This window comes from Xanthobacter sp. BG11Y11_SDJG, from assembly GCF_057364445.1.
The window spans coordinates 1-14,210 of record NZ_JBNFNU010000077.1 but is presented as its reverse complement, the minus strand read 5'-3'; the positions used below and the strand labels follow the sequence as shown (position 1 = coordinate 14,210).

Sequence of the window (14,210 nt, the reverse complement as noted above, 5' to 3'; positions counted from 1 at the left end):
AGACGCTGTCATTGAGGCCCGGCGCCTGGGCATTGAACGAGACGCTCTTGAGATCGAGCTCAAGGCAGCTGTCCGAGCCATAGGCGTAGAAAGCCTTCAGCGTCAGGGCATGGACCGCGGCAAGGAAGGCGACGTCAGGCTGCTCGCCCAGCGAATGGCGCAGGCCGAGGGTGCGGTGGGTGGTCAGCTCCGTGAGCAGCCGGTCGGAGATGGGGGTGAGGCCGTCCTCCTCCTCGGGCTCGCCAGGAGCATCGCCTGCTGCCGCCTCCTGCCGAGGGGATGAGGCCACGAGGTTGGCACCGTCGGTCTCGATGGAAGGGTCATGGTCCTCCTCGACCGGCACCTCGTCCTCCGGGCGGACGAAACCCCGTTCCACCCGGAGCTTTCCATCCTGTGCGATGCTGACGAAGGCGCCGGCCCGGGCGACCTCCGCCGGATCGAACGCGAGAGGACGCGCTTCGAAGGCCTCCAGCATCGCCTCGAGTGCCCCGAGCCGCGCGTCGACCTCTTCGGGAAGCTCGTCGACATCGGCATGTTCTTCGGACAGACGATCGTATTCCCCCTGGGCTGCCTCCCGCGCAGCCTCCTCCGCTTCGGTCAAATGCATGGGCTCGCCCCGCAATTGGCGTAGGCCATAGGTGTGGCCATAGGCGAAGTCCGGCGCGACCTCGATCCACTTCCAACCCTCGCTCCGGATCACGTCGGCCTCGGCGACGAGCTTCTCGGCCACCATCCGGTCGACGAGGGGCACATCCTGCAGCCAGCCACCGTCATCGCCCTGGAACAGGTCGCGCAGCACCGTGCCGCCGGCCATCTCGTAGGCCTCGATGCCGATGAAGCGGGCCCGCTTGTCGGATGCCCGCACCGCGCCCTCCGTCAGCATGCGCCGGATGACATAGGGCTGCTTGTCGTAAGCTTGGGCGAGACGCTCCAGCACCTGCTCCTGCCGTTCATGGTCGCCCGATACGGTGAAGGCCATGAGCTGGTCGAGGGTGAGGCCATCCTCGGCATAGGTGTCGAGGAGCGTCGGAGAGAGCGAGGCGAGCTTCAGCCGCTGCTTCACCACCGCGACCGAGACGAAGAAGGCGGCGGCGATCTCCTCCTCGGACTGGCCCTTCTCCCGCAGAGCGAGAAAGGCACGGAACTGGTCGAGGGGATGGAGCGGCGCGCGCTGGACATTCTCGGCGAGGGAATCCTCCTCGGCGATGCCGCCCTCACGGACAATGCATGGCACCGGGGCCGTCCTGGCGAGGCGCTTGCGCTTCACCAGCAGCTCCAGCGCCCGATAGCGCCGCCCGCCGGCCGGGATCTCATACATGCCGGTCTCGACGCCGTCGGGATCGACCACGGCTCGGACATTGAGGCCCTGGAGCAGGCCGCGCCGGGCGATGTCCTCGGCGAGTTCCTCGATGGAGACGCCCGCCTTCACCCGGCGGACGTTGGCCTGACTCAGCACCAGCTTGTTGAAAGGGATGTCGCGGGAGGACGAAAGGGTGATCTTCTGAACGGCCGTGGCCATGGGATATTTCTCCGCGACGGGCGGCCAGAGAACCTCTCTCTGGCCTCCAACCCGTCACGAAGGACGGCGCCGCCCTCTTCCTCTGAGGACGGCGCCGCAGAACCGATGATCCGGAAATCCGGAACAACACGAAGCCGGAGACACGACATTCCGCATCTCCGGCTTCGCGGATCTCAGACGGCGCGGTCGAGGAGTTTCTTCGCCCGCGCCTCCAGATCGAGGCGGGCATCCTGGTGGGGCTTGTCCCGGGCCACGGCCGTGATGCCCTGCACGAAGTCGAAGATGCTCTCCGGCTTGCGACCTTCTTCGGCCAGCACGGTCTCGATCACCTTCTGCGTCTCCGCCTTGGAGAAGCCCTTGCGGCGCAGGAACTCGGTGCGGTCCTCGTCGGTGCGCGCCACGATGCGCTCGCGTGCCGCCTTGATGCCGTTGACGAAGGGCATGGGGGAGGAGTTAGCAAAGCGCTCCAAAGCCGGCGCCGCCTGATGGGCGAACCGAGATGCGGCATACTTGGAGTGCCGGATGGTGATCTCCTCGAAATCCTCGACGCCCCACAGGTTGCGGTTCTGGCAGACGGCCCGCAGGTAGAAGCTGGCGATCCCCAGCGTCTTGGCGCCCACCTCCGAGATTCCAGCAATAGAAGCCCCGAAAAAACAGGTCCGGAGAGCCGTCCGGCAGCCGGCCAGCCTCGATGGGATTGAGATCGTCGACCAGGAACAGGAACACGTCCCGGTCCGAGGCGTAGAGCGTGGTGGTGTCCTTCGTGATGTCGACGCGGGGATTGTAGATGCCTGTCGACCAGTCGAGCACACCCGGCACCTTCCAGCGGGTGTCGCCGGTGCCATTGCCGGCGATGCGGCGCACGGCATCCACCAGCTCGTGGTCGTAGATGCGGCCGTAGTCGGGACCGGTCACGGCCCGTAGCTCGACGCGGCCGTCCTCCACCTCCAGCGTCTTCACCTGCTCAGCGCGGTGCGTCAGCAGGCCGTGCTGCAGATTGATGCCGGCGAGCGGAGCCGGGAGTTGCCGCAGGTAGGCCGCCGGCGCGCCGATGAGGCTTGCAAGCTGGCCGAAGCTCCAGTGGGTCGGCGCAACAGGAGCCTCCGTCCCCGGCAGCGCGAGCGTCAGCCGGTCCGGCGCCTCTCGGCTCGCTTTGACGCGGATAGCCGCGCTCTCCACCGTCCGGGTCCGGCTCCGGTCGGACCGGCCGCGCACCGCGCCATACAGCTCCGACAGGGACAGATAGCGTTCGTCCGCCGGCCGGGAGAACCACTCCGACGACACGCGGCCGACGCGCTCGCCGCGATTGACATCCACCTTATACCCGCCGCTCGGATCACCGCGGGCGTCCAGAACCTGTTCGTTCATGGGATCGTTCTCCATGACGGGCGCCGGCAGCCTCTCTCCCGGCAGTCAACCCGTCACGGAAACCGGTCCACCCTCTGACTCTTGAGGGGCGTTGCGGGGGCTCCCCGCTCGATGGGGGTCGCCGAGACCTGGCTCGGCCGCAGGGGAAGGCTTTCCCCTAGCAGCGTCACATCAGAAGAGCCGGATTCATTCAGGCCGGCTCGGGAACAGGAGATAGATCCAGTCGGCGCAAGCCGCCAGGATCTTCAGCGCCATGCCGGGGGAATGAATTTCAGCGCTGCCGTGGGACAGACCATTACGTAATGCGATAAGCGCCTCGACAGGATCGGCCATCAGCATGCTGCCCTCGACCATTGGCGGCAACGCGCCCGTTTTGCGTGCTCGATCGACCAGATTGCGCAGCGTGCCGCGTGCGTCTCCACCATGCCCACTCAAACGAAATTTGAGCGCTAGCTCGAAAGCTCCGAATGCTTGGATTTCTCCCACCACGAAGAGATCGTAGTCAAAAAAGGCGTAAAGCATGATGCTACGCGCTCTGTCGAAGGCCTTTTGAACCTCTACGGGTGCCGCACCCTTCAAGCCGACATCAACTATTCCGGCATGATGGTCTCGAAGCGTCATTCGACGCGCGACATCTTGCTCAATAACATAGAGGTCAGCGAACCGGGGATCGGGCTCGAGAAGGGAGTCGAATGGCTTGAGAGACATGGGGCAGATGGCTCCTCTGAGCTATGCGCCCCAAGCGTCAATGATTTGGCGCAGAGGAAACGGAGCTCTTTCCTTCGACCATTCGTGGTACGGCGCTGCCGTCTGGCTATAGGGGCCAGGCTCCGGTCGATCGAACTGAACCCGCGCCGGGATATGGAACGCGCTTCCGAAAACGATCGCCTCGCCCGACGACAAAATCGTCACCTGATCGAGCAAACGCCGCGCCTGCATCGGGATGATGCGTCGGAAATGGTCGATGTCGTCCGGGTTCTGCAGACGATGGCTGATGAAGTTGGCACACTGGCTGATAATTGTCTGGCTGATCTCGCTCGGTCGCTGGCTGGCGATGATCAGTGAGAGGCCAAACTTCCGTCCCTCCTTGGCGATACGCTCATAGGCGAGACGTGCGAGGCGATGGCCGCGGTCTTCGTCCGATCGCGCCGGCCGCGCGTAGTTGTGCGCCTCCTCCAGGACGAGCACCCAAGGATGCTTATAGCGTGATGCCGCCGGCAATCGCTCCCTTGCCTCGAGGAGTACGCGCCCGATGACGGCGCAAGCATAAGGGAGAATCTCGTTTCCCAACATGGATAAGTCGAGCACCGACACCTTAGGCCCGCCCGCATTTCCGAGACCAAAACGGGAAAACCACGATGCCAGATCCGGGATGCTAGTTTCGGCGTTCTCATAATTGAGAAACGAATGCCAGCGTTTATCGTCGAGGCGCGTCTTCAACCTCAGTTTCAACGTCGTGAGGTGTGCATCGACCCTTATGGTATCTTCCTTGGACACCGCTCGATTGATCAGGGATGGATCTGTCAACGTCGAACGGGAGATGCGCAACGGTGAATCGGCTGTCCGAACGGCAGTCTCGGCGACATGGCTGCCGCCGATGATCTTTGCGCGGATTTCATCCTGGAGCTTTCGAGCCTCGGCTTCGATCTGAGCAGCATTCGCGAGGACCTCTTGATTGAAACCGGTGATCGCTTTGTGCGATGCGAACAGAGTTTCAAATGAGGCTGTATCGATGTCGGAATTCGCCAGATAGCCTACAATCAGATCGCAATATGAACCAGCCGACTTCCGTTGTATCTTTTGGAGATCGGAAAGCAGCTTTTCGATTGAGCTTAAAGCACTCTGGAATGTATTAAGATTCGAAACCTCATCAGCATTCCCGCCCTTCGCGATCGCCCACCAATCCTTCAGGACCGGCTCCTGCGTTTGTTCGGCAGCGCTCAACCAAGCGCAGATCTCTTCAGCATTGAGAAACCAGAGTGGAAGGCCGAATTCTTCACCGTTGAGGTAGATGCGATCGGGCAATCGTGTGACGGTCTTGCCTGTTGGGAATGCCTTTTCATACTCGCCATTAATGTCGAGGATAAAGACATGCGGCTCCTCGGCGGCACCATCGAGCGCCTTCATCGCCTTCTGGATCAGGCTGGAAACGGAAAAGGACTTGCCCGAGCCGGTGTTGCCGACGATCGCCAGAGGGCGCGAAAACAGATCGTTGTAGGAGGCGCGCACGACATTGCGCGTCTGGCCCGTTGGAAACCCGATTTTCAGGTCGTAGTCGAAGTCCTTGTCATCATAGCCTTCTGGCCTATTGCGCCGCGGCGGAAGCTCGAACACAGCGCGCAGCACGGCCGGCGATCCGATCTCAGCAGGGGTATCGAGGGTTGGCAGAACGGATATGCCCGGGCTGAAGGAGGCGTCGTCATCAATGTTCTCGATCGTGCCCAGCAACTGCACGCTGGCGATCCGGCGAGACTTCATCAACTCAAGGCTGAGGTCGTCGCCACTTGCAGGGTCGAAGCTCTCGCGCGCCTCGAGGTCGGTAATGATGCCGATGACGGTTTCGCCCGCCCCCAATGAAAATGTCAGGTAGGCGTTGATGGCGATCGCGACCTGGACGCCGTCAAGGGTCGCGCGAAGCGCCGAGCGGGTTTCGGGCAAAAGCTCGACTTTCACCCGAAACCCCTGAACAGCGACGATGTGGCCGACAAGTCTAGGATTATCCATGGTCAAGCCCCCGTATCGGGTTCGGCGGGCATTGCAGACGAGGCGATCTGCTTTTCAAAACGACGCAGACGCAAGAAATCGTCGAGCCATTGGACGTCGGGCATCGCTGACCGCGCAAAATCATCAAAGGTCGCGTGCTTGAACGTGGCAGCCGCAAAGGCTGCGTCGGTCGGGCACAACACGAAAGCGCGCTTGCCAAGGTCCTTGTACCGCCGGATGCGCTCGACGACCGGGCTCTCCGGATTGGGCTCCACCACCAGCATAACCAGCGACGGGTTGATCAAGGCACTCTCGATGATTCGGCTGACATGATCGTCGCCGAAGCCGTAGCCGAGGACGAGCAGGAACGTCTGAGGGATGCCGAGGCGCACTTGGAATGATCGGAAGAGATGCGCATACGGCATCGTCAGCGTCTGCGTGAACTTATTCGCGGTCGGCAGAATACCGATCGATGCGGTTCCCTCGGCAAGATCAACGAGTGCGGCTGCCTTCTCCTCCGGCTTCAAGTCCACATAGGCTCGGAACGGCGCGAGGTCGGGGTGCCGCGCCCGCATCTCGCCATCTTGCTCGAACCAGTGAATTGACCCATGCAGCTTGTAAAAATGCAGGAACTTGTCGAAGCGCCGGACTCGGCCTTCGGCGACTTCCCCCGGATAATAGACGTCAAGGCCGTAGACGGAGGGATCGAACCGCGCTGCGGCGCGGCCGGTGAACCCATCGAAATACTGGATGCCGAGCAACTCCAGCGCCTGCTCGAACAGGGTGTCGTAGTTCAACGTGAAAAGATGAGTTCGCCCGAGATTGCTATCTCGGGCGACGAGCTTGGAGAGAAATGCGAGCTGCGGCGGGGTCTCTCTTATCGACTTCGCCATGGCCTTATCGGGCAAGGACAGCGCGCATTCTGCGAAAATCGACATGCGCAGATGGTTTACGAACCACTGGAGATCGTCAAAGCTTGGTGCGGGTGTGCTCGGCCAGGTGACACCGGAGAATGGTGCGTCTTTCGACTGGCCAATGACCAAGGCGTTGGCGACGAAGGATAGCCAAGCTTCGAAACCTAGCGTCGGTTCATCGATAAAATTAGCCAGCCAGACGGCGTCCCTCCGCGCCTTGATGATGGGGCCGATTGAGGCAGGCACATCCGGGAGGGCCTCGATCGTTTCGAAGACAGCGGTTTCAAGATTCGCCATGGTCTTCCCGCCGGCTGAAACCGACGTACCGGAACCCGTCAAAACCACGAGGTTTTCCATGCGTAGCCATTCGGAGATCAGAGCTTGGAGGCGAACTCGCCCCTGTTTCTGGTCAAGCCCAAGCAGGAGATCTCCAGCATTGCCGTCTTCGGTCAGACCGATGAGCTGGTACTCGATGGGTACAGGCGGCGGCGCCATCTTCATTTTTCCCCCTCCAGGCCGCCACGCAACGGATTGATGATCTGGAGCCCGGCGAAGTCCTTCTCGTTGTCAGTCACCACGACGCATTCATTCGCACCGGCGACGGCGGCGATGATCATGTCGAGTCCGCTACGGGGACGACCCGCCACCTTGCCCTCCGCCATCAGCCGCGCCCAGATCAGGCCGGCCTTGGCGTCGAAGGATAAAATGCGGCCCGTGAACAGGGCCTGCGGCCCCTCCGGCCCGACAAACCAGGCGTCGAGCGCATCGCGTTTCTTGCCGCGGGGCTTTTCCAGAATGCCACGTCGAATTTCAGCGACGGTCAATGACGCAATAAACAGGTCCTCGTCGCGCTGTGTTGCCATCCAAGCCAGCAACGACGCCGACGGCTGCGGCTTGACGATATTGCTGATGATGTTGGTATCGAGGAGATAGCGCGTCACAGATCGACCTTACGCCCCTCTTCACGCGGGCGGGAAAGATCAAGCTCCGCGCCCACCAGCGGCGAGCGGCGTAAAGCGGTGAGGATGCCGCCGGGCTTGGGTGGTTCGCCAGCGACGACTGTCTTCACGGCCGCGCGAACCTGCTCCGCTTCCGGCCCTTCCTCAGCCAGACGACGGGCAAGAGCGCGTATCAGCTCGCGATCGGATTCGAGCGCCATGATCTCGAAGCGCGTGAAGCCGCGCTGCGTCAGACGGGCGCGGTAATTCTGGATCGCTCTCTTCTGTGCAGCATTGCCCATGGCCACCCTCCATGCTATATCTGGATATATAGCCCAGATTTGTTGTGCAGACAAGTGAGGACGCGATGGCGAAACGCGTTTCAGACAGGCTTGGCCAGAGAGCGGATCGCCGCGCCATCCGATGCCGGTATTTTCCGTCTGCTGTGATGCGCTTTTCTACGCCGGATGGCGCCAGCACCAGCAACAATATGCCGAATGCCGTCGAATACTCTCCGTTGATTTGCGTTGCTTATACTTCGATTCACAACAATCGTGAAGCCGATCAACTTGCAATCGCTATCGAACGGCGCAACGATGGACCAGGACAAACGCCAGCAGCAAAGGAGCGCGCTTCGGCTCGTCGAGCCGGAACTGTCGCTCGTGCGCCGCGGCGACGGTCCCGACCCGCGCCTGAGCGAGTTGGCTCGCCTGCTCGCCCGTCGTGCTGCGCGGGAGGTGTTCGAAGAGCAGATGAAGGAACGCAGCACGACGCGCTCCTGACACCTCAGGAGAGTGCGCTTTGAAAGTCGCGATCTACGCCCGCTATTCGTCCGACAATCAGCGCGACGCCTCCATCGCCGACCAGCTCCGCATCTGCCGCCTCCATGCCGAGAAGCAGGGTTGGCAGGTGGTCGAGGAATATACCGACCACGCCATTTCCGGCGCCTCCCTTCTTCGTCCCGGTATCCAAGCCCTGATCTCGGACGCAGCGCGCGGCCGTTTCCAGTACGTGCTGGCCGAGGCGATGGATCGTCTTTCGCGCGATCAGGAGGACATTGCCGGCCTCTACAAGCGCATGGCCTATGCGGACGTGAAGATCGTCACGCTCTCCGAGGGCGAAGTCACGCATCTGCATGTCGGTCTGAAGGGCACGATGAACGCCCTGTTCCTCAAGGATCTCGCCGACAAGACGCGCCGAGGCCAGCGCGGGCGCGTCGAGATGGGCAAGTCCGGCGGCGGCAACGCCTATGGCTATGATGTGGTGAAGAAGTTCGACGCCGGCGGCGAGCCCATACGCGGCGACCGGACCATCAACGAGTTTCAGGCGGGGGTCATCCGCCGCATCTTCCGTGACTATTCGGCCGGAAAGTCGGCGAAGCGAATTGCCTTCGAGCTGAACAAGGAGGGCATCTCCGCGCCGGGCGGTGGAGAATGGGGCTTCAGCACGATCAACGGCAATCCGAAGCGCGGCAACGGAATCCTCAACAACGAGATGTACGTTGGCAAGCTGGTCTGGAACCGTCAGCGCTTCATCAAAGACCCGGACACTGGCAAGCGCCAGGCGCGCATAAACCCGGAGGAGGACTGGATCACCCAGGATGTGCCCGAGTTGCGCATCCTTGACGACGAGCTGTGGCGGGCGGTCAAGGATCGCCAGAAAGCGGTCAAACTGAACCGTAGCGACAACGGCGAGACCGAGAACCACTTCCGGGAACGTCGGCGCCCCAAATACCTTTTCTCGGGCCTGACCAAGTGCGCCTGCTGTGGCGGTGGCTATTCGATGATCTCGGCTGACCTGGTTGGCTGCTCGACAGCCCGGAATAAGGGCACTTGCGACAATCGCAGGAACATCCGGCGCGATCAGTTCGAGGCGCGCGTCCTGAACGCGCTGCGCCATCACCTGATGGACCCAGCGCTGTTCAAAGAATTCTGCGAGGAATTCACCCGCGAGATGAATCGGCTGCGCATGGAAGGCCGAGCGTCGATCGATGCGGCCGAGGCCGAGATCAAGCGAATCGACCGGGAACTCGACAAGTTGATGAAGCTCATCCTCGCGTCCGACAGCGACGACGCCCCCACCCGGATGATGAAGCAGATGAAGGAGCTGGAGGCTCGCCAGAAGGAGCTAAAAGCGTTCCTGCAGGACGCCCAGGAGCCGCCGCCCCTCCTGCATCCAAACATGGCGCATCACTACCACGCCCAGGTGGATGAGCTGTATGCGGCGCTTCAGGAGGATTCGGAGGAAAAGCGGATGACGGCGGCCGACCTGATTCGCTCGCTGGTGAAGGAGATCATCCTGACGCCGGCAGGAGGCGAGCTTCGGGTCGACGTGCGAGGTGATCTGGCTGGAATTCTTGCGATTTCGCTCAAAAGCAAACGGCCCGCCAGAGGGGCGGGCCGATCGCAAGTCGAGATGGTTGCGGGGACCTGCTCTGATCAGAACTTGCGAACGCAAAAAAGCCGCCCGGTGGGGGCGGCTGATTTGCGCGATTTGGTATCGCAATTTGAGATGGTTGCGGGGGCAGGATTTGAACCTGCGACCTTCAGGTTATGAGCCTGACGAGCTACCGGGCTGCTCCACCCCGCGTCATCACCACTGAGCCGGCGAAGCGGCCGGGCGGCGAGGAGGCGTATGTAGCAACCCGCGCTCCCAATTGAAAGGGGCGATGAATAAAAAGCGTCAGACCTTCTGACCCTGTGGACGGCGCCGCCGCGGACCGCGGTGCGGGCAGGATCCGCCGGGTCCAGCAACCAACGCCGGCGGGCACCCGTGAGCTTCAGGCGGGACCGGCCTGAGGCATTTGCGTGGGACCGGGACTCGCTATTCTTTTCCCAAGCACAGGAGGACGCCCCATGACGCCGCCCGACGACCGGAACGAGATCGAGGCGCTGCGCGCGCTGATCGCCGCAAGCCCCCGGCCGGCCAATCTGGCCGAGCGGCGCGCGCGCATGGAGGCGATCACCGCCATCGATCCGATCCCGCCGGAGATCGCCCTCGCGCCGCTTCAGATCGGCGCCATGGCGGCGGAATGGTCGCTGGCGCCGGGCAGCGATGCCAGAAAGGTCCTGCTGTTCTTCCATGGCGGCGGCTATCTCTCCGGCTCGCTGAAGAGCCACCGCACCATGGTGACGGGCGCCGGCCGCGCCGCCGGCATCCGCACGCTCGCCATCGACTACCGGCGCGCGCCGGAGCATCCCTTCCCCGCCGCCCTGGAGGACGCCCGCGCGGCGTGGGATTTCCTCGCCGCGCAGGGCTACGGGCCAAGCGACATCCTGGTGGGCGGCGACAGCGCCGGCGGCGGGCTGACGCTCGCGCTCTGCCTCGCCCTCAAGGCCGAGCGGCGGCCCCTGCCCGCCGGCCTGTGGCTGGTCTCGCCCTGGACCGACCTCAAGATCACGGGCGCCAGCATCGCCGAGAAGGACGCGGACGATCCGCTGATCCACCGCGGCTATCTTGAGGAACTGGCGGACGCCTATCTCGCCGGCCGCACGCCAGCCGACGATCCCCTAGTCTCCCCGCTCTATGGCGACCTTGCCGGCCTGCCACCGGCGCTGATCCAGGTCGGCACCGCCGAGACGCTGCTGGATGATGCGGTGCGGCTCGCCCGGCGCCTGGCGCTGGCGGACGGGCGGGCGACGCTCTCCGTCTGGCCGCGCATGATCCATGCCTGGCCGATCTGGCATGCGCGGCTCGCGGCGGGGCGCGCGGCGCTGGCGGAGATGGGCGACTTCGCGCGGGCGCAGCTCGGCTGAGCGGCGGCCGCCTCAGTCCCCGCTCTCGCGCCGGGCGCGCCGTTCCACGGCCTTTTGCGCCGCGCGGGCATTGTTCTCGGCCTTGCGCGCCTCGCGTCCTTCGCGGCCCTCCACCAGGGCCGCCACGGCGCCGTGCAGCGTGGCGAGGTCCTGCTTGGTCAGGCCCAGGCGGTGGAAGATGTTGCGGATGTTGCGGGTGGTGGAGGGCTGCTTTTCCGCCGAGCGGAAGAAGCCGGCTTCCTCCAGCGCCCCTTCCAGATGGTCGAAGAAGGCGAAGAGGTCCGCCTTTTCGGCCAGCGGCGAGCGGTCGGGCGGAGCGAAGGGCAGAACGCCGGCGCTGGCGGCCTTCGACCATTCATAGGCCACCACCGCCACGCAGGTGGCGAGGTTCAGCGAGGCGAAAGCCGGGTTCACCGGCAAGGTGAGGATGGCATCGCACAGGGAGACCTCCTCGGTGTAGAGGCCGGTGCGCTCGCGCCGAACACCAGCGCCACGTCCTCGCCAGAGGCGAGGCGCGCCAGCGTCTCGGCGGCGGCGCCGTCGGCACCCAGCACCGGCTTGGCCATGCCGCGCTCGCGGGCGGTGGCGGCTAAGGCATAATGGATGCCGGACAAGGCCGAGCGCAGATCGGGGAACAGCTCCGCCCCTGCGAGGATGCGGTCGGCGCCGGCGCTGAAGACGCGCGCCTTCTCGTTCGGCCAGCCCTCGCGCGGATTGACGATGCGCAGCCGCGACAGGCCGAAATTGCCCATGGCGCGCGCCGCCGAGCCGATATTCTCCCCGAGCTGGGGCTCCACCAGGATCACCGCCGGACCGCCGGCAATCCAGGGCTTGGTGCTGTCGGTTCCGGAACCTGGCATCGTCTCCCCTCAGGCCCGCTCTCTCGCATGCCGGGCGGGGGAAAGTCGAGAGCCGGCATCGGGACGGCGCGGGTGCCCTGGGCGGCGCGAGGTATTGCCCGCTGCGCGGGAATCCTGCGCTGGACCCCGGCTCGCATTCCGCTGGCGCTCCCTGCGTCCGGGGAACGGCGCCACCTGGGGCGTTGCCACCCCCTCCCCCTCAATCCAAAGACGGGCGAATCCGCCGCGTTTGGCGCTTTTGCAGTGCACCGCGGCGATGCTATAGCGGCGGCGCCGGAGGATTGCCGGCGCGAGAGCCGCGCCGGAGGTCGTCCCCCCGTTTCCCCAAGGCTCTCAAAGAGGGCTCTCAGAGCACGCGCGAAAGGCCGACCCATGGCGAAGATCAAGGTGGCAAATCCGGTCGTCGAACTCGACGGCGACGAGATGACCCGGATCATCTGGCAGAACATCAAGGACAAGCTGATCTACCCCTATCTGGACATCGATCTGGAATATTACGATCTCTCGGTGGAGAACCGGGACGCCACGGACGACAAGGTCACCATCGCCGCCGCAGAAGCCATCAAGAAGCACGGCGTGGGCGTGAAATGCGCCACCATCACCCCCGACGAGGCGCGCGTTAAGGAGTTCAACCTCAAGGAGATGTGGAAGTCGCCCAACGGCACCATCCGCAACATCCTCGGCGGCGTGATCTTCCGCGAGCCCATCATCTGCAAGAACGTGCCGCGCCTGGTGCCGGGCTGGACCCAGCCCATCGTGGTGGGCCGCCACGCCTTCGGCGACCAGTACCGTGCCACCGACTTCAAGGTGCCCGGCAAGGGCACGCTCTCGATCTCCTTCGTCGGCGAGGACGGCACGAAGATCGAGAAGGAGGTCTACAAGTTCCCCGGCGCCGGCGTCGCGCTCTCCATGTACAATCTGGACGAGTCCATCCGCGACTTCGCCCGCGCCTCGCTGAACTACGGCCTGGTGCGCAAGTATCCGGTGTATCTGTCCACCAAGAACACCATCCTGAAGGCCTATGACGGCCGCTTCAAGGACATCTTCCAGGAGGTCTACGAGGCCGAGTTCAAGGCCGAGTTCGACAAGCTGGGCATCACCTACGAGCACCGCCTGATCGACGACATGGTGGCCGCGGCCATCAAGTGGTCGGGCGGCTATGTGTGGGCCTGCAAGAACTATGACGGCGACGTGCAGTCCGACATCGTCGCCCAGGGGTTCGGCTCGCTCGGCCTCATGACCTCGGTGCTGATGACGCCGGACGGCAAGACCGTGGAGGCCGAGGCCGCCCACGGCACCGTCACGCGCCACTACCGCGAGCACCAGAAGGGCAAGGAGACCTCCACCAACTCCATCGCCTCCATCTTCGCCTGGACCCGCGGCCTCGCCCACCGCGCCAAGCTCGACGACAATGCCGAGCTGGCCAAGTTCGCGGCGACGCTGGAGAAGGTGTGCGTGGACACGGTCGAGGCCGGCTTCATGACCAAGGACCTCGCGCTCCTGGTGGGCGCCGACCAGAAGTGGCTCTCCACCACCGGCTTCCTGGACAAGATCTCCGAGAACCTCACCAAGGCGATGGCCGCCTGATCACTTCGGCCTGACACGGAACTCGCCGGGCCTCCCGGCGGCGTTTTTTTTCGTCTGGGCCGCGCGACGGCCGCGCCCGCTCGATCTGTGGCGCCGCAGTCCCACCGGGGAAGATGCGGCGGAACCCGAGGCGGGCGGCGGAGGGGCTGGCGCCGGCCGGCTGGGTGTTCACAGCCGGCGCGGAACGCGCTATCCAATTGGAGCCGCGACGAATTTTTTGCGCTGCAGCAGCCGGCGACCGGTTCGGACCTTGCCGGCATCGGCCCGGGGCATGGGCGGGCGTCGCGCCCCCGTGAACCGACCGGGCCACGGGTGCGTAAGGACTTGCATCATGCCGTCCCACTCCCCCGCTTTGGTCTGGCTGCGCGACGACCTGCGCCTCGCCGACAACCCCGCTCTCAGCCGTGCCGCAGACGGCGGCCGGCCGGTCTGCGCCCTTTATGTCCTCGACGAGGACAGTCCCGGCATCCGCCCGCTGGGCGGGGCGGCCCGCTGGTGGCTCGCCGGCTCCCTGCGCGCGCTTCAGGCCGACCTCGCCCGCCACGGCGTGCCGCTGGTGCTGCGCC

13 protein-coding genes, 1 tRNA gene and 1 pseudogene are annotated in these 14,210 nt (G+C 64.2%); 5 read left to right on the top strand and 10 right to left on the bottom strand.

Translation table 11 applies throughout. The features are described from left to right. The 7 genes and pseudogenes from AC2W7M_RS09280 to AC2W7M_RS09250 form a co-directional block, all read right to left on the bottom strand. Positions 1–1,519: ParB/RepB/Spo0J family partition protein (locus AC2W7M_RS09280; protein WP_486131855.1), on the bottom strand; the 1,519-nt coding region annotated here is incomplete at its 3' end. Between the two features lie 173 nt (positions 1,520–1,692). Beyond that, positions 1,693–2,887, bottom strand: a pseudogene (locus AC2W7M_RS09275) (DUF932 domain-containing protein). Between the two features lie 186 nt (positions 2,888–3,073). Further along, on the bottom strand, positions 3,074–3,595 hold the full coding sequence (locus tag AC2W7M_RS09270) for a hypothetical protein (protein WP_012116548.1): 522 nt from the start codon (positions 3,593–3,595) through the stop codon (positions 3,074–3,076). 21 nt (positions 3,596–3,616) lie between these two features. Beyond that, on the bottom strand, positions 3,617–5,611 hold the full coding sequence (locus AC2W7M_RS09265; RefSeq protein WP_012116547.1) for an ATP-binding protein: 1,995 nt from the start codon (positions 5,609–5,611) through the stop codon (positions 3,617–3,619). Between the two features lie 2 nt (positions 5,612–5,613). Then, positions 5,614–7,005, bottom strand: a complete 1,392-nt coding sequence (locus tag AC2W7M_RS09260; RefSeq protein WP_188079547.1) for an SIR2 family protein — start codon at positions 7,003–7,005, stop codon at positions 5,614–5,616. Next, positions 7,002–7,445 (bottom strand): type II toxin-antitoxin system VapC family toxin, encoded by a 444-nt coding sequence (locus AC2W7M_RS09255; protein WP_012116545.1) that lies wholly within the window; start codon positions 7,443–7,445, stop codon positions 7,002–7,004. Before AC2W7M_RS09255 ends, AC2W7M_RS09260 begins: the two co-directional genes overlap by 4 nt. Further along, complete coding sequence (locus AC2W7M_RS09250) at positions 7,442–7,744, bottom strand: hypothetical protein (protein ID WP_012116544.1); 303 nt, start codon at positions 7,742–7,744, stop codon at positions 7,442–7,444. Before AC2W7M_RS09250 ends, AC2W7M_RS09255 begins: the two co-directional genes overlap by 4 nt. Before the next feature lie 252 nt (positions 7,745–7,996). Between AC2W7M_RS09250 and AC2W7M_RS09245 the strand changes: the two genes are divergently transcribed. Together AC2W7M_RS09245 and AC2W7M_RS09240 are read left to right on the top strand one after the other, a co-directional pair. After that, complete coding sequence (locus AC2W7M_RS09245; RefSeq protein WP_229644185.1) at positions 7,997–8,224, top strand: hypothetical protein; 228 nt, start codon at positions 7,997–7,999, stop codon at positions 8,222–8,224. Between the two features lie 19 nt (positions 8,225–8,243). Beyond that, positions 8,244–9,998, top strand: a complete 1,755-nt coding sequence (locus AC2W7M_RS09240; protein ID WP_281810199.1) for a recombinase family protein — start codon at positions 8,244–8,246, stop codon at positions 9,996–9,998. Here AC2W7M_RS09240 and AC2W7M_RS09235 read toward each other — a convergent pair. Further along, positions 9,955–10,031, bottom strand: a tRNA-Met gene (locus AC2W7M_RS09235). The two genes, AC2W7M_RS09240 and AC2W7M_RS09235, sit on opposite strands and share 44 nt — an antisense overlap. Positions 10,032–10,297: 266 nt before the next feature. Here AC2W7M_RS09235 and AC2W7M_RS09230 point away from each other — a divergent pair. Further along, entirely contained in the window at positions 10,298–11,197 is a 900-nt protein-coding gene (locus tag AC2W7M_RS09230) for an alpha/beta hydrolase (protein ID WP_486131852.1), read from the top strand. Positions 11,198–11,209: 12 nt separating this feature from the next. Here AC2W7M_RS09230 and AC2W7M_RS09225 read toward each other — a convergent pair whose 3' ends face one another. Next, positions 11,210–11,617, bottom strand: a complete 408-nt coding sequence (locus AC2W7M_RS09225; RefSeq protein ID WP_486131850.1) for an RNA methyltransferase — start codon at positions 11,615–11,617, stop codon at positions 11,210–11,212. Then, entirely contained in the window at positions 11,608–12,057 is a 450-nt protein-coding gene (locus AC2W7M_RS09220; RefSeq protein ID WP_486131848.1) for an RNA methyltransferase, read from the bottom strand. The genes AC2W7M_RS09225 and AC2W7M_RS09220 overlap by 10 nt, the downstream gene beginning before the upstream one ends. A gap of 372 nt (positions 12,058–12,429) precedes the next feature. Here AC2W7M_RS09220 and AC2W7M_RS09215 point away from each other — a divergent pair, with 372 nt between their 5' ends. Both AC2W7M_RS09215 and AC2W7M_RS09210 read left to right on the top strand, forming a co-directional pair. After that, on the top strand, positions 12,430–13,644 hold the full coding sequence (locus AC2W7M_RS09215; protein WP_486131846.1) for an NADP-dependent isocitrate dehydrogenase: 1,215 nt from the start codon (positions 12,430–12,432) through the stop codon (positions 13,642–13,644). Positions 13,645–13,975: 331 nt separating this feature from the next. Continuing rightward, a partial coding sequence (locus AC2W7M_RS09210; protein WP_486131844.1) for a deoxyribodipyrimidine photo-lyase occupies positions 13,976–14,210 on the top strand: 235 nt, incomplete at its 3' end.